Origin of the sequence: Mycobacterium sp. D16R24, from assembly GCF_002013385.1 — a bacterium.
Taxonomy (GTDB): Bacteria; Actinomycetota; Actinomycetes; order Mycobacteriales; family Mycobacteriaceae; genus Mycobacterium.
Window position 1 is genome coordinate 199,508 of sequence record NZ_MAEV01000010.1, and the last position, 14,326, is coordinate 213,833.

At 64.7% G+C, this 14,326-nt stretch carries 16 protein-coding genes and 1 tRNA gene; 8 read left to right on the forward strand and 9 right to left on the reverse strand.

Translation table 11 applies throughout. From position 1 onward, the window contains the following. Positions 1-125: 125 nt before the first annotated feature. Complete coding sequence (locus B4383_RS08715; RefSeq protein ID WP_062657835.1) at positions 126-323, reverse strand: helix-turn-helix domain-containing protein; 198 nt, start codon at positions 321-323, stop codon at positions 126-128. Positions 324-491: 168 nt separating this feature from the next. Here B4383_RS08715 and B4383_RS08720 point away from each other — a divergent pair, with 168 nt between their 5' ends. Beyond that, entirely contained in the window at positions 492-1,661 is a 1,170-nt protein-coding gene (locus tag B4383_RS08720; RefSeq protein WP_067992226.1) for a site-specific integrase, read from the forward strand. Positions 1,662-1,713: 52 nt separating this feature from the next. Here B4383_RS08720 and B4383_RS08725 read toward each other — a convergent pair. The 4 genes from B4383_RS08725 to ponA2 all read right to left on the reverse strand — a co-directional run bounded on the left by B4383_RS08725 (position 1,714) and on the right by ponA2 (position 6,438). Continuing rightward, positions 1,714-1,787, reverse strand: a tRNA-Pro gene (locus tag B4383_RS08725). Positions 1,788-1,889: 102 nt separating this feature from the next. After that, the gene (locus tag B4383_RS08730) at positions 1,890-2,960 is read right to left on the reverse strand and encodes a PLP-dependent cysteine synthase family protein (RefSeq protein ID WP_078290129.1); all 1,071 of its coding nucleotides are present in this window, start codon (positions 2,958-2,960) and stop codon (positions 1,890-1,892) included. Position 2,961: 1 nt separating this feature from the next. Further along, positions 2,962-3,924, reverse strand: coding sequence for a metallophosphoesterase (locus B4383_RS08735; RefSeq protein ID WP_078290172.1), 963 nt, complete (start codon positions 3,922-3,924; stop codon positions 2,962-2,964). 93 nt (positions 3,925-4,017) lie between these two features. After that, positions 4,018-6,438 carry a transglycosylase/D,D-transpeptidase PonA2 gene (ponA2, locus tag B4383_RS08740; RefSeq protein ID WP_139360633.1) on the reverse strand — a complete coding sequence of 807 codons (2,421 nt, stop codon included), beginning with the start codon at positions 6,436-6,438 and terminating at the stop codon, positions 4,018-4,020. A 257-nt stretch (positions 6,439-6,695) separates the two neighbouring features. Between ponA2 and B4383_RS08745 the strand changes: the two genes are divergently transcribed. Continuing rightward, entirely contained in the window at positions 6,696-7,013 is a 318-nt protein-coding gene (locus B4383_RS08745) for a WhiB family transcriptional regulator (RefSeq protein WP_078290130.1), read from the forward strand. A gap of 76 nt (positions 7,014-7,089) precedes the next feature. Here the strand turns inward: B4383_RS08745 and B4383_RS08750 are convergent, their stop codons facing one another. Further along, entirely contained in the window at positions 7,090-8,211 is a 1,122-nt protein-coding gene (locus B4383_RS08750; protein WP_078290131.1) for an ArsA family ATPase, read from the reverse strand. Further along, positions 8,208-9,203: an ArsA-related P-loop ATPase gene (locus tag B4383_RS08755; protein ID WP_078290174.1), complete on the reverse strand. Its 996-nt coding sequence runs from the start codon at positions 9,201-9,203 to the stop codon at positions 8,208-8,210. The genes B4383_RS08750 and B4383_RS08755 overlap by 4 nt, the downstream gene beginning before the upstream one ends. Positions 9,204-9,318: 115 nt before the next feature. On the opposite strand from B4383_RS08755, the gene B4383_RS26235 reads away from it, so the two are divergent. The 4 genes from B4383_RS26235 to B4383_RS08770 are packed head-to-tail and all read left to right on the forward strand — an operon-like array spanning position 9,319 to position 11,590. Next, the gene (locus B4383_RS26235) at positions 9,319-9,480 is read left to right on the forward strand and encodes a DUF4177 domain-containing protein (RefSeq protein ID WP_005063257.1); all 162 of its coding nucleotides are present in this window, start codon (positions 9,319-9,321) and stop codon (positions 9,478-9,480) included. Then, a complete protein-coding gene (locus B4383_RS08760; protein WP_078290132.1) occupies positions 9,477-9,950 on the forward strand; it encodes a RidA family protein in 474 nt (157 codons plus the stop codon). Before B4383_RS26235 ends, B4383_RS08760 begins: the two co-directional genes overlap by 4 nt. Further along, positions 9,950-10,738 (forward strand): MBL fold metallo-hydrolase, encoded by a 789-nt coding sequence (locus B4383_RS08765; RefSeq protein ID WP_078290133.1) that lies wholly within the window; start codon positions 9,950-9,952, stop codon positions 10,736-10,738. The genes B4383_RS08760 and B4383_RS08765 overlap by 1 nt, the downstream gene beginning before the upstream one ends. A 6-nt stretch (positions 10,739-10,744) precedes the next feature. Beyond that, positions 10,745-11,590: a DMT family transporter gene (locus B4383_RS08770; protein WP_078290134.1), complete on the forward strand. Its 846-nt coding sequence runs from the start codon at positions 10,745-10,747 to the stop codon at positions 11,588-11,590. A gap of 11 nt (positions 11,591-11,601) precedes the next feature. On the opposite strand, the gene crp is transcribed toward B4383_RS08770, so the two are convergent. Together crp and B4383_RS08780 are read right to left on the reverse strand one after the other, a co-directional pair. Further along, positions 11,602-12,276 carry a cAMP-activated global transcriptional regulator CRP gene (crp, locus tag B4383_RS08775; RefSeq protein WP_078290135.1) on the reverse strand — a complete coding sequence of 225 codons (675 nt, stop codon included), beginning with the start codon at positions 12,274-12,276 and terminating at the stop codon, positions 11,602-11,604. Between the two features lie 91 nt (positions 12,277-12,367). Continuing rightward, positions 12,368-12,706, reverse strand: a complete 339-nt coding sequence (locus B4383_RS08780) for a hypothetical protein (protein WP_078290136.1) — start codon at positions 12,704-12,706, stop codon at positions 12,368-12,370. A gap of 283 nt (positions 12,707-12,989) precedes the next feature. On the opposite strand from B4383_RS08780, the gene nth reads away from it, so the two are divergent. Next, positions 12,990-13,670, forward strand: a complete 681-nt coding sequence (gene nth, locus B4383_RS08785) for an endonuclease III (RefSeq protein ID WP_078290137.1) — start codon at positions 12,990-12,992, stop codon at positions 13,668-13,670. Position 13,671: 1 nt separating this feature from the next. Beyond that, positions 13,672-14,325 (forward strand): TlpA disulfide reductase family protein, encoded by a 654-nt coding sequence (locus B4383_RS08790; RefSeq protein WP_078290138.1) that lies wholly within the window; start codon positions 13,672-13,674, stop codon positions 14,323-14,325. Position 14,326 lies beyond the last annotated feature (1 nt).

Below are 14,326 nucleotides of genomic sequence, written 5' to 3' on the forward strand. Positions count from 1 at the left end.
CTGCATACGGTGCTTATGCAGGCTGCGTTGACGAGCTATTCTCATGTGGAACTTCCGTGTCGGATGATCAGGTGGTTCGAACAAAGACCTCGGCTAGGCCCCGGGGTCTTTTTCGTGGGTGCGGTTCACGCGGCGTCTCCGCCTCCGCGCCGGGTTGCGCTTTCTTGCTCCGAGATCCATCGCAGCACTTCGTCGCGCCGGTAGACGACTCGGCGGCCCAAGGTGAAACTGGCCGGTCCGATGTCGCAGTGGCGCCAGTAGCGGAGAGTTCCAACGGGAATGCCGATGATGTCTGAAACCTGTTTGGCACTCAGTAGATCCATGTAGCTGCTCCTCAATAGTGGGTTCTGTCAACGAATCCAACGGTGGTGGTGGCGCCCTGCATTTGTCCACCAGTACCCTCAACTTCGCCTATAAATTGGCTCCAGTCGAACGATTTCGTCGGCTGTCGGTGGTCGGTGGGAATCTGGCACCCAACGGAGGTGGCTCACATGCAGCGACGAAACCGCCGCGCCGGCGTCGAGGACAGGTGGCGTCGATCGGACGGGACCCCTGCCGCGCGCAATGGCAAAGGGCGCCGATGGTTGGCCCGGTATGTCGATGATCAAGGCGGTGAGAACACCCGTTCGTTCGACCGCAAGGTGGACGCTCAGGCCTTTCTCAACGAGATCACAGCCGCGCAGACGATAGGAACCTATGTCGCGCCAAAAGCCGGGCGCATTACCGTCCGTGAATTGCACGCCAAGTGGCTTGGTACCCAGGGCCATTTGAAGGAGACGACGGTTGCGACACGCGCGTTCGCATGGTCGGGCTACGTCGAAGGCCGGTGGGCCGCGGTCGCAGTAGCCGACGTGCAATCGTCGGATATCAGGGCGTGGGTGCAGCAATTGGCGGCGGGTGGAGCCAAACCGGCCACCATCGAGAATGCGCTTAGCGTCCTGAGACAGATTCTGGAGATGGCCGTCGACGATCGACGGATCCCCCGCAATCCGTGTATGGGAGTGAAGTCGCCGCGACGACAGCACCGAGCACGGGGCTACCTGACGCACCGGCAGGTGGAACTTCTGGCCCGCGAGGTCGGCGAGTACGCCATCGTTGTTCGATTTCTGGCCTACACCGGGTTGCGCTGGGGCGAGATGGCAGCGCTGCGGGTGGAGTCATTCGACATGCTGCGTCGCAGGGTGAATATCCGTGAGGCGGTCGCCGAGGTGAAGGGACGTGTGGTGTGGTCGTCGCCGAAATCCCACGAACGTCGCTCGGTGCCGTTCCCGGCGTTCCTGGCCGAGCCGCTGGCCGTGCTCATGATGGGTAAGCGGCGTGAGGACTTGGTGTTCACATCGCCAGGAGGAGCACTGCTGCGAGTGTCGACGTGGCGGCCGCGGGTCTTCAACGTGGCCGTCCAACGTCTCCAGGCAGCAGACCCGGCGTACCCCACCGTGACACCGCACGACCTTCGCCACACGGCGGCGTCGCTGTCGATCAGCGCGGGGGCCAACGTCAAGGCCGTCCAGACGATGCTCGGGCACGCGTCCGCAGTCCTGACCCTGGACACCTATGCAGACTTGTTCCCGGACGACCTGGAGCAGGTTTCGGTTGCACTAGATGCGGCGCGGATGCGGTCTTTGGAATCCACTGCGGACCAGCTGCGGACTGGGAAGTAAGAAGGCCCCGACCAGAATTCCCGGTCAGGGCCTCTACCTGCGAACACACCAGTCGGGGTGGCGGGATTCGAACCCACGACCTCTTCGTCCCGAACGAAGCGCGCTACCAAGCTGCGCCACACCCCGCTTTGAAGCCACGCAAGGGTATCGCATCGAGGCCATCGGCCGCGAATGCGTTGAACCGCGGGTCCCAAAACCGGATGTGACGTGCCCTTATTGTCGCGAGACCTAGCCCCAGTAGCCGGTGTCCTCGAAATCGGCCAGACGCTCCGACGGCGCATTGAGATCGAATCCCTGCTCGGCGACCCAGGCGTCGTTGAAGTAGGTGTCGACATACCGATCACCGGTGTCGGCCAGCAGTGTCACCACCGACCCGGGGACACCATCACGTGCCATCTCAGAAATGAGTCGGAACGCGCCGCAGAGGTTGGTTCCCGTCGACGCCCCCACCCGGCGGCCCAGCACTCTGCTGGCGTGTCTCATCACCGCCACCGAAGCGGCATCGGGTACCTGTTCCATGCGGTCCACCACGGTCGGCAGGAACGAGGATTCCACCCGGGGGCGTCCGATGCCCTCGATGCGCGACGAAATCCCTGTCACCACTTCACGTCCCGCGATGTATGACGGGTAGAAGGCCGAGTTGTCGGGATCCGCCACGCACAATTGGGTGGGGTAGCGCCGGTACCGGATGTACCGCCCGATCGTCGCGCTGGTGCCGCCGGTGCCCGCGCCGACCACGATCCACGTTGGCAGCGGGTGCTTTTCATGATGCATCTGGTTGAAGATCGATTCGGCGATGTTGTTGTTTCCGCGCCAGTCGGTCGCTCGTTCGGCGTTGGTGAACTGGTCTAGATAGTGTCCGCCGGTCTCGTCGGCGAGTCGCTGTGCCTCGGCGTACACCTGCTGCGCCTCATCGACGAAATGACAACGGCCACCCTGAGACTCGATCAAGGCGATCTTGCTGGGGCTCGTCGAGGCGGTCATCACCGCGATGAATGGCAACCCTAGCAGTTGCGCGAAATAGGCCTCGGAGACGGCGGTCGAACCGGAGGAGGCCTCCACGATCGTGGTGCCTTCCCCGATGAACCCGTTACACAGCGAGTACAGGAAAAGGGAACGCGCCAAACGATGTTTGAGGCTCCCGGTGATGTGCGTGGACTCGTCCTTGAGATACAGCTGCACATCCACGGTGTCGGCCCAGGCCGCAGGCAACGGATATCGCAGCAAGTGCGTGTCGGCGCTACGGCGGGCGTCCGCCTCGATCAACCGGACCGCGTTATCGGCCCACACGCGGCTCACGTCACTGCGCGGTGGCGCTGGGCAGCCGGTCACCGGATTCGGCGTCGGCCCCTTGGCCGCGGATGCGTGCGGGCACCAGTGTCAGCAGCGTCGCCTCTGGGCGGCAGAAGAACCGCATGGGCGCGAACGGTGATGTCCCGATACCCGCCGACACGTGCAGCTGCGTGTGCGAACCCCACTGCGACGGACCTTTCACCCGGGACCGATCCAGCTCGCAGTTGGTGACGATGGCTCCGTAGAACGGCAGGCACAGTTGGCCTCCGTGGGTGTGACCGGCCATCACCAGCTGGTAGCCATCCTCGGCGAAGCGATCCAGCACTCGCGGCTCTGGTGAATGAGTCAGTCCGAGTCGCAGCGTGGCCAGCGGATTGGGCATTCCGGCGATGGTGTCGTAGCGGTCCCGGTGCAGATGTGGGTCGTCCACGCCGGCGGCCGCTATCCGCACGCCGGCGACCTCCATCTCATGACGAGTGTGGGTCATGTCGTGCCAACCACGCTCGGTGAACGCGGCGCGCAGATCCTGCCACGGCAGTGGTTCGCCGTGCTTGCGCTCGTCGCTCTTGTAGAGGTACTTGGCCGGATTCTTCAGCCGTGGGCCGAAGTAGTCGTTGCTTCCGAAGACGAAAAGCCCCGGGATCGAAAGCAAATCACCGAGCGCCTGGACGACCGAGGACACCGCCTTGGGGTGGGCCAGGTTGTCGCCGGTGTTGATCACCAGGTCCGGCTGCCATTGCGCCAGCTCACGCAACCAGGCCTGCTTGAGGCGCTGACCGGGCCGCATATGGATGTCGCTGATGTGCAGCACGCGCAGCGGGGAGGCGCCGGGATCGAGTACATCCATCGTTGCTTCACGGATGGTGAACGCGTTGCGTTCGATGATCGAGGCGTACCCGATGCCAAGCGCGGCCGAACCTGCCGAGTACGCCGCGGCCCGCTTGATAACCGTGTTGAACGACGTGTTCATCATCCGAGAGTAACTCCGAAAGCTGAGTGGCCCCTGATCACCGGCGCGAAACGTGGCGAATTTCTCGTCGTGGATGATCCCCCGCGCGCTAGATCACGGGGGCGGCGCGAGCACCGGCACGGTGATCGGCGGCAGGCCGGGAATGTTGACGACCGTGGTGGTCATCTCGCCTGGCGGGCCGCCAAAGCCCGGAATGACGATCGGCGGCGGGGCCGGCGGGATGCCGTTACTCAACAAGATGGTGATGGTGGAGCCGGGGATGGTGGTCCCGGACGGGCTGGTGCCCACAACCTCGTTGAACGGCGCGGTGCTGTTCACGACGCTGGCCTGATCAGCCACCTTGAATCCGGCCTTCTTGAGGGCGTCACGCGCCTCGCTCTCGCGCAACCCGCTGATGCTGGGCACCTTGGAGCCCGGACCTCCCTCGACATACCGCGGTTCAGTGGGCGGCAAGGCGGTGGGGCCGTAGTTCTCGGCAATCGGCTTCATGGCCTCGAACCAGGCCCGCGCCGGCTCATTGCCGCCGTACAGGTTTCCGTCGCCGCACTTGCGCAGTGGGAACGAGCACAGATCGCCGGGGTTCGTGGAGTCGTCGAAGATGTAGCTCGCCCCGGCCAAGTTGTTGGTAAAGCCCAGGAACGCCGAAGACCGATGTGCCTCAGTGGTTCCCGTCTTACTGGACAACGGCAGGCCCCAACCGACCGAACCTGCTGAACCTGCGGCGGTGCCGCCGGGCTGGTCGTCCTTGCTCAGGGCGTTCGCGAGAGTGTTGGCCAATCCGGTGGGCACCACCTGCTCGCACGACTCGGTGGTCGTCGGCACCTCTTTGCCGTGGCGGTCGAAGACCTTGTCGATGGGATTGGGTGGGCACCATTTGCCCCCCGAGGCCAAAGTGGCTGCCACATTGGATAATTCGAGGGCATTGACCTGGATGGGGCCCAGTGTGAACGAGCCCAGGTTGTACTTCTTGATGTAGTCGGCCAGGCTCTCGTCGCCCTCGGGGTCATAGGGCTTGGCGGTGCCCGCCTGCGCGTAGGAGCGCATGCCCAGTTTCACGGCCATATCGACGGCCTTGGACACGCCGATCGACTGAATAAGCTTGGCGAACGCGGTGTTCGGCGAGGTCGCCAGGGCATCGGTCACACTCATTTGCCCGCGGTAGTTGCCGACGTTCTTGACGCACCAGGTGTCCTTGGGGCAGCCCTTGGTACCGTCGCTGCTGCCGAGGCCCTTGGCCGCGAAAGTGGGCGGCACGTCGAGCACGGTGTTGATACCCATGCCCATATCCATGGCCGCGGCGATCGTGAAGATCTTGAAGATCGAGCCGGCGCCGTCGCCGACAAGCGAGAACGGCTGCGGCTGCATGGTCTCGTTGGTCGCGCCATCCAGACCGTAGGTGCGGCTGGAGGCCATGGCCAGGATGGGGTGGCTGGTCTGCCCGGGTTTGATGACGCTCATGACGTCGGCAACGCCGTTGAGGCCCGGATCGGCGACGTGCGAGACCGCCTGTTTCACCGAGTTCTGCACATCGGGGTCCAGGGTGGTGCGGATGAGGTACCCGCCCTTCATCACCTGGTCCTTGCTGATCCCGGACTTGGCCAGGTAGTCGAGCACGTAATCGCAGAAGAACGCACGGTCACCCGCGGCGATACACCCACGTGGCAGCTCGTTGGGCTGGGGCAGCACACCCAGGGGCTGCGCCCTGGCGGCCACGAGTTCAGCCTTCTTCTCTGGGGCGTTGGCGATCATGGTGTCGAGCACCAGGTTGCGGCGCGCCAGCGCGCGTTCGGGATTGACGTAGGGATTCAGCCCGGAGGTGGACTGCACCATGCCCGCCAACAGCGCCGCCTGCTGCCAGTTCAGGTCCTTGGCGTCGACCCCGAAGTAGGTCTGTGCGGCATCCTGCACGCCGAAGGAGTTGTTACCGAAGGACACCAGGTTCAGGTACCGGGTCAGGATCTCCTGCTTGGTGAAGGTGCGATCCAGCCGCAGCGCCATCCGGATCTCGCGCAGCTTGCGCGCGGGGGTGGTCTCGATGGCGGCCTTGCGTTCGGCGTCGGTCTTGGCCACCACCAGCAGCTGGTAGTTCTTCACATACTGCTGCTCGATGGTCGAACCACCGCGAGTGTCCTCGTCGCCGGAGGCGTACCCGGCCAGGCCGCCCAGCGTGCCCTTCCAGTCGACACCGTTATGTGAGGTGAACCTTTTGTCCTCGATGGACAGCAGGGCCAGCTTGATGGTGTCGGCGATCTGATCGGCGGGCACCTCGAAACGCCGCTGTGTGTAGAGGTACGCGATCTTGTTGCCCTTGGCGTCTTCGACCGTGGTGACCGCAGGCACCTCACCTTCGAGCAGCTGGGTGGAGCCGTTGGCCACCACATCGGATGCCCGATTGGAGGCCAATCCGAATCCGCCCGCGAAGGGGAACATCAGCCCGGCCAAGATCACCGCCGCGATGAGCCCGCAGCCCGCGAGCTTGGCGAGGGTCACCGTCTCGGGCGGGCGTTCTGACATACGCACAGGGTAACTGGCGTCCCCGGGGGTGTCTGCGGGTAGTTGATCGGTAACGCGGGGCTCCGAAAAGGCGATGAAAAGACGTTGTCGGCACAACCGTCCCAAAAAATTCGGATCAGGTGTTGCGTTGGAGATCCCTGACCACTAACTTGATCTCACGGTGTGATTCAAGTTACACACCGAGCGGACTGCGGCCCACGCCTCTTGTGGGCCACTAGTGACAGAAGGGATAGCCCGTGTCAGCTTCAAGGCCTGCCATGAGTGCTTTACATACAGTGGGATCGATCGATGGTGGAGAAGCACGCATTGCCTGGGTCTCACAGGCCAGATGCAGACAAGGCGACCCTGACGAGCTATTCGTCCGCGGAGCGGCACAGCGCAAGGCCGCAGTCATCTGTCGGCATTGCCCGGTGATGATGGAATGTGGTGCCGACGCCCTGGATAACCAGGTGGAATTCGGCGTATGGGGTGGACTGACAGAACGGCAGCGCCGCGCGATGCTCAAGGCTCACCCCGAGGTCGAGTCCTGGGCGGACTTCTTCGCCGCGCAGCGCAAGCACAAGAGCGCCGTCTAACACTTAGCGCCGAGCGCGCGCTCAGGTCCGCCGATCCGCGAGGATTGGAGCACCTGAGTGCGCGCTCGCTGCGTTTTTAGGAAGCGACGCCGGTGATCTGATCGGCGATGGCGCGCAGCGCGTCCACATCGGAGACATCGAACGGTAGCGAGGGTACTCCGACGATTGGGACCGTGGGGTTGGCACTCGTGAACCGCGACAGTAGCCGGATTTCCCGCTTGGCGGTCGCCGCGCGCTCGGCATGAACCCGCAGCACCGCCCCGGGCAGGCTGTATTCGCCCGATTCCTCGAGATTGTCCGCGACATCGATGGCGCGCTCGACGGTGAGGCTCGACAGGGTGGGGTGGGTGCGGTTGAGGATGAGGCCCGCCAGCGGCATGCCCTCTTGGCTCAGCCGCTCGACGAAGAAGGTCGCCTCACGCAGCGCATCGGGTTCGGCGGCCGACACCACGACGAACTGGGTGCTACGCCGGCGCAGCAGTTCGTAAGTGCGGTCGGCCTTCTCTCGGAAGCCTCCGAACGTGGAGTCCAGTGACTGCACGAACAGTGAAGCATCGGAAAGCAATTGCGATCCGAGCACCGTCGACAGCGCCTTCATCGCCAGCCCAACGGCCCCGGTGACGATCCGGCCCAGGCCGCGACTGGAGCCCAGCAGCATCTTCCAGAGACGTCCATCCATGAAGCTACCCAACCGCTTTGGCGCGTCCAGGAAGTCAAGGGCATTGCGGGACGGCGGTGTGTCCACCACGATCAGGTCCCATTTATCTTCGTGGAGAAGCTGTCCCAGTTTCTCCATGGCCATGTACTCCTGCGTGCCCGACATGGAGGTGGCGACGGTCTGATAGAACTTGTTATCCAGAATCGATTGTGCGCGATCGGATCCCGCGTGCTGGACCACCAGCTCGTCGAAGGTACGACGCATGTCCAGCATCATCGCGTACAGCTCGCCCTTGATGCCTTCGACGTGCACCTGTTGCGGGGTGTTGCCTAGTGCCTCGATGCCCAGCGACTGCGCCAACCGGCGTGCGGGGTCGATAGTGAGCACCACGACGGTGCGGCCGTACTCCGCGGCGCGGAGCGCGACTGATGCGGCGGTGGTGGTCTTGCCGACACCGCCTGCGCCGCAGCAGACCACGACGCGGTTCTTGCGGTCTTCAAGGATGGCCGCCATGTCCAAGACGGCAGGTGTGTTGCTCATCGGACTCCCTGCTCGGCCAGGCTCTCGGCCAGTTCGTAGAGGCTACCGAGGTCGACGCCGTCGGTCAGCGTGGGTAATTCCAGTCGAGGTATCTGCAGCTCGCCAAGCAGCTCTTCACTCTCGGCGCGCGCACGCATCCGTGTCGCATGCTCGATCGTCTCGGTAAGCAGACCGGCGAAGTCCGCGTCGGAGAGAGTTACGTTGTTATCGGTCAACGCCTTACGCACCGCGTCGGCGTCGATGACGCCCTCGGCGGCCTTGTCCAGATCCGCGGGCGACAGGTGCGGCACCACGGTTCGGTTGACGATGACGCTGCCGATCGGCAGGCCCATCCCGCTCAGCTCGGCGATGGCCTCGGCGGTTTCCTGCATGGGCAGCGCCTCAAGCAGGGTCACCAGGTGGATGGCCGTCTGGTCCGAGTGCAGCAGCTTGCGCACTCCCTCGGACTGGGAGTGGATGGGGCCGCCCTTGGCGATATCGGATAGTGCCGACGTCACATCGAGGAAGCGGGCGATCCGGCCGGTGGGCGGTGCATCGACCACGACAGCGTCGTACACATGCCGCCCGGATTTATCGACGCGGACGATGCACTCTTTGATCTTTCCGGTCAGGATGACGTCTCGCAGACCAGGCGCGATGGTGGTGGCGAACTCAATGGCCCCGATGCGCTTCATCGCACGCCCGGCCAGACCGAGGTTGTAGAACATCTCGAGGTACTCCATGAACGCCGTCTCGATCTCGACGGCCAGGGCGTTCACCGCCCCGCCACCCTCGGCGGTGGCGATCTTGAGTTCCTTGGGTGCCAGCGGAGGTACGTCGAAAAGCTGGGCGATGCCCTGCCTGTTTTCGACCTCGACCAGCAGTACCTTGCGGCCGCCCGCGGCGAGCGCAAGGGCCAGTGCCGCGGCGATGGTGGACTTTCCAGTCCCGCCCTTGCCGGTCACAAAGTGCAGTCGCGCATTCGCGACTCGTGCGGGCCAGGCATCCGACAAGGGCCCCGCCGCCGCATCGCTGGGGGAGTCAGGGGAAGTGTTCACCACGCACGCATGCTAACCGTCCATGATCGAGCCGATGTCAGAACGTCTGTGCTTGTCTAGGGTTGCGTGTATGACCGAACGCACCGCATGGGAGTACGCCACCGTCCCGCTGTTGACACATGCCACCAAGCAGATCCTGGACCAGTGGGGAAGTGACGGCTGGGAGCTGGTGAGCGTGCTGCCCGGGCCCACCGGTGAGCAGCACGTCGCCTACCTGAAGCGGTCGAAATGAGCACGCATAGCGCCCGGCTCGCCGAGCTCGGGATCGAACTGCCCGCCGTCGCAGCGCCCTTGGCCGCATATCAACCCGCAGTGCGCAGCGGCAACACCGTCTACACCTCCGGGCAGCTGCCCCTTGTGGACGGCAACCTGGTCGCCGCCGGCAAGGTGGGCGCCGAGGTCACGCCGGAGGACGCCAAGGCATTGGCCCGTACCTGCGCCCTCAATGCGGTCGCCGCGGTGGACGCACTCGTCGGGATCAACAACGTCGTGAAGGTGGTCAAGGTCGTCGGATTCGTCGCCTCGGCACCGGGGTTCACCGGCCAGCCCGGTGTGGTGAACGGAGCATCGGAGCTGCTGGGCGACGTATTCGGGGACGCCGGTGTGCACGCGCGCTCGGCCGTGGGTGTTGCGGAGCTGCCGATCAACGCCCCGGTGGAGGTGGAGATCGTGGTGGAGGTCAGAGCGGAAGCCTCCGCCTGATGGCCCACCCGGCCTACGGGCAACTGCGTCCGGTCACCGAGACCGCTTCGGTGCTGCTGGCCAACAACCCCGGGATGATGACGCTGGAAGGCACCAATACCTGGGTGCTGCGCGCGCCGGGCAGCGACGAGGTCGTCATCGTCGACCCCGGGCCGGGTGTCGCCGCCGGTGACCCCGATGTGCACCTCGAGGAGCTGGCGAAGATCGGCAAGGTGGCCCTGGTTTTGGTGAGCCATCGGCATTTCGATCACACCGGTGGTGTCGACCGTCTGGCCGAGTTGACCGGTGCGCCGGTGCGCGCCGCGGACCCGGCGTGGCTGCGCGGCGATTCGGTGGCGCTCTCCGATGGCGAGCGCATCGACGTCGCGGGATTGTCGATCTCGGTGCTCGCCACCCCCGGGCACAGCGATGATTCGGTGTCCTTCGTTCTGGATGACGCGGTATTGACCGCCGACACCATCCTTGGGCGGGGCACCACAGTGATCGCGCAAGACGGCGGCGGCCTCGGCGACTACCTGGAGTCACTGAGACGCCTTGAGGGCCTGGGCAAGCGCACCGTGCTGCCCGGCCACGGTCCCGAGCACGGCGATTTGTCGGCGATCTCGGCCGAGTACCTGGCGCACCGTGAGCAGCGTCTTGAGCAAGTGCGCGGGGCACTGGCCGCATTGGGTGAAGATGCCTCGGCTCGGCAGGTTGTCGAATTCGTCTACACCGACGTGGACCCGTCGCTGTGGGGCGCCGCCCAATGGTCGGTGCAGGCGCAGCTGGACTACCTACGCGCTGTTTAGTCAGCGGTGAACCCCATCTCATTGGCCCTCGCGGGGTCGCTCAGCTGGGGCGTCAGTGACTTCATCGGCGGGCACGCGAGCAAGCGGCGTTCCACGCTCGCAGTGCTCGCGCTGAGCCGGCCCGTCGGGTTGGCCGTCGTGAGTTTGGTGGCTGTGCTTACCGCGTCTACGCATTTCGACGGCCGCACACTACTGGGAACGCTTTCCGGCCCAGCGGCTTTCACGGCTCTCTACGCGTTGTATCGCGCGCTTGCCATCGGGCCGATGGGGGTCGTCTCACCCATCGCGGCGGTGGGCGCTGTGGTACCGGTCATCTGGGGCGCGATGATCGGACAGGCACTGTCGGGGCTGACATATCTGGGGCTGGCCGGCACACTCGTCGGCGTCATGTTGGCCTCGGCCTCGCAAGGATTGGATGGACAGCGCCCGGGGCGACAGGTGCTCGTGTGGTCGTTCTTCTGCATGGTGATGTTCGGGGTCTGCATGATCCTGCTGGCCGAGGCAGGCAGGTATCACCCCGTTGAGGCGGTGGTGGTTTCCCGCGCCACCGAGGTGATGGTGATCCTGGTGCTGGGGGCATTCAACTGGACGAGCCTGCGGCAGAACCTGCGCCCGCCATTCGGGGCGGTGCCCTTCGCGGGGGTGCTCGACACGTCGGCGATTCTGCTGTTCACGTACGCCTCATCGCGCGGAAGCCTGGGTGTGGCGGCGGTGCTGTCCTCGCTGTACCCAGTGGCGACGGTGCTCATCGCCCGCGTGGTGCTCCACGAGCGGCTGAGCCGTACGCAACAAGCCGGTGCGGTGCTGACGCTGGTGTGCGTCGCTGTGGTGGCGTTCAGCGCATCACGCTGATGCACGAGCCGCTAGCGCGCGCGGCGAGCCAGACGCTCCGAGTCGGAGATCAGGACGCTTTTGCCCTCCAGCCGGATCCAGCCGCGGTGCGCGAAATCGGCCAGCGCCTTGTTCACGGTCTCGCGGGACGCGCCCACCAGCTGAGCGATCTCTTCCTGCGTCAGGTCGTGCGTCACGCGTAGTGAGCCGCCTTCCTGGGTGCCGAACCGCTGGGCCAGCTGCAATAGCTGCTTGGCGACGCGACCGGGTACGTCGGTGAAGATCAAATCGGCGAGATTGTTGTTGGTGCGGCGCAGGCGGCGGGCCAACACGCGCAGTAGCTGCTCGGCGATCTCCGGGCGGTCGCCGATCCAGGCGCGCAGCGCGTCCCGGTCCATCGACACCGCGCGCACCTCGGTGATGGTGGTGGCGCTGGATGTCCGGGGCCCGGGGTCGAAGATCGACAGTTCACCGAACATGTCCGACGGGCCCATGATCGTCAGCAGGTTCTCACGGCCGTCGGGTGACCGGCGTCCGATCTTCACCTTGCCGGTCATGATGATGTACAGACGGTCGCCAGGCTCGCCCTCGGCGAACACCGTGTGCCCGCGCGGAAAGTCAACCGGCTGCAGCTGCTTCGTCAGCGCCGAGATGGCACTCGGTTCGACACCCTGGAAGATTCCGGCCCTGGCCAGGATCTCGTCCACGTTTGCCCCTTACCCAAATTCGTTGGTCATGCTTGCGCTGGCCTGCTCGACATGAGTCTAGAGGCCAAGTCGCTAAAGAACGTGATCAAAGCTACACCGCTGCCCCACCGGCACGCAGTGAATCCACCACCGAATGCCGTGAGCGCATGGAGGGCACACCCTCGTCACGCAGGCGATTCATGGACAAAGCGTTGACTCGTGGCTGGTTATAGCCGTTTGTGGTGGCCTCGTACACCGCCTCCAACGACGGCTCGATGCGTTGCAACTGACGCTGGTGCAAACCCTCGATGGCCGACGGCATGCCGTCACGGGCGAGCCTTTTCATATCCGATGGACTTGCTTGGTCCAGGAAATCGGCGACCTCACTTGGCTGCAAGGTATGCCGCATCAACCCGGCTTCCAGCCTTCCCAGCCCAAGGCTGGCAAGCATGAGAAGTCCGGGTACCAACAAACCGAATAGGCCCGACACGGGTTGAAGTAAACACGCCCAAGATCTCGACGAGGTCACGAAAAACAACCGGTTTGTCCTGCGCAAGGGTGCAATCGGTGGACATGCTCGCCCCTGCGGTGTCGCAAGCTCCCGCTACCCTGGGCTTGTGTCTGTGACCGGATCGGCCTCTAAGCCCAGAGCGAAATCGACGGCGAAGACGTCGGCCCCGATCCGAGCCGGGAAGACCGAGACGCACGCGGGACTGGTCCGTCGCGCGCGACGGATGAATCGAACTCTGGCGCAAGCATTTCCACATGTTTACTGCGAACTCGATTTCACCACACCGCTGGAATTGACGGTCGCCACCATCTTGTCGGCGCAATGCACCGACGTTCGGGTCAACATGGTGACCCCCGCGTTGTTCGCCAAGTACCGCACCGCGGAGGACTACGCCGGGGCCAACCGGACCGAACTCGAAGAAATGATCCGCACGACCGGCTTCTACCGGAACAAGGCGAACTCGATCATCGGGCTGGGAACGCAGCTGGTGGAGCGATACGGCGGCGAGGTGCCGCCGCGCCTGAAGGACTTGGTTACCCTGCCCGGGATTGGCCGTAAGACGGCAAATGTTGTTCTGGGCAACGCCTTTGACATCCCGGGCATCACCGTCGACACGCATTTTGGACGACTGGTGCGGCGTTGGGGGTGGACCGAGGAAGAAGACCCGGTCAAGGTCGAGCACATTGTCGGCGAGCTCATCGAGCGCAAGGAATGGACCCTGCTCAGTCACCGGGTGATCTTCCACGGTCGGCGCGTATGCCATGCCCGCAAGCCGGCCTGCGGGGTGTGCACCCTGGCCAAGGATTGTCCGTCTTACGGGCTGGGCCCGACAGATCCGGAGTTGGCGGCCGCGCTGGTGAAGGGTCCGGAAACCGAGCACTTGCTGGCCCTGGCCGGGTTGTGACGTGGCTCGGCTCAGCACCGGGGCACGGTGGACGATCGTCGGGGTGGTGTTGGTCGCCGCGCTGATCACCGTCATGTTGTCGCAACAACACGATGCGCGGCAGCGGGGGGCTCGGGGCCAGGAACCTGTCGCCGCTCGGGAACGCCGAGACGCCGACACTCCCGAGGCCCTGGCGGAACTGCGCCGCCAGGCCCAACTGCCGTCCTGTCCGGCTGCTGGCAGCGCCCCGGGCATGCCGGAACTGGCCGGGATAACGCTGGAATGCAGTGGGGTCGGGGTGCCGGTCGGTGCTGCGCTCGCCGGGCGTCCGGTGGTGCTGAACCTGTGGGCTTACTGGTGTGGTCCGTGTGCCGATGAGCTGCCGGCGATGGCCGAGATGCAGCGCCGCGCGGGCGACAAGCTGACCGTTGTGACGGTGCACCAAGACGAGAATGAGGCCGCCGGGCTGGCCAAGCTCGCCGAGCTTCACGTCCGGCTGCCGATGATCCAGGATGGAGCCCGCCGAATCGCGGCCGCGCTGAAGTCACCGAATGTCATGCCCACAACAATTTTGATCCGTGCGGACGGTAGCGTTGCCCGAGTGCTACCGCGTTCGTTCACTTCGGCGGATGAGATCGGTGCCGAGGTGGAGCAAGCGTTGGGAGTGAGGTTCTAGG

Excerpts from the sequence above, each read along its gene's own strand:
- B4383_RS08715 (WP_062657835.1), bottom strand. The coding sequence starts at position 323 with ATGGATCTACTGAGTGCCAAACAGGTTTCAGACATCATCGGCATTCCC.
- B4383_RS08720 (WP_067992226.1), top strand. The coding sequence starts at position 492 with ATGCAGCGACGAAACCGCCGCGCCGGCGTCGAGGACAGGTGGCGTCGA.
- B4383_RS08735 (WP_078290172.1), bottom strand. The coding sequence starts at position 3,924 with ATGAACACGTCGTTCAACACGGTTATCAAGCGGGCCGCGGCGTACTCG.
- ponA2 (WP_139360633.1), bottom strand. The coding sequence starts at position 6,438 with ATGTCAGAACGCCCGCCCGAGACGGTGACCCTCGCCAAGCTCGCGGGC.
- B4383_RS08745 (WP_078290130.1), top strand. The coding sequence starts at position 6,696 with ATGAGTGCTTTACATACAGTGGGATCGATCGATGGTGGAGAAGCACGC.
- B4383_RS08750 (WP_078290131.1), bottom strand. The coding sequence starts at position 8,211 with ATGAGCAACACACCTGCCGTCTTGGACATGGCGGCCATCCTTGAAGAC.
- B4383_RS26235 (WP_005063257.1), top strand. The coding sequence starts at position 9,319 with ATGACCGAACGCACCGCATGGGAGTACGCCACCGTCCCGCTGTTGACA.
- B4383_RS08760 (WP_078290132.1), top strand. The coding sequence starts at position 9,477 with ATGAGCACGCATAGCGCCCGGCTCGCCGAGCTCGGGATCGAACTGCCC.
- B4383_RS08765 (WP_078290133.1), top strand. The coding sequence starts at position 9,950 with ATGGCCCACCCGGCCTACGGGCAACTGCGTCCGGTCACCGAGACCGCT.
- B4383_RS08780 (WP_078290136.1), bottom strand. The coding sequence starts at position 12,706 with ATGCTTGCCAGCCTTGGGCTGGGAAGGCTGGAAGCCGGGTTGATGCGG.
- nth (WP_078290137.1), top strand. The coding sequence starts at position 12,990 with ATGAATCGAACTCTGGCGCAAGCATTTCCACATGTTTACTGCGAACTC.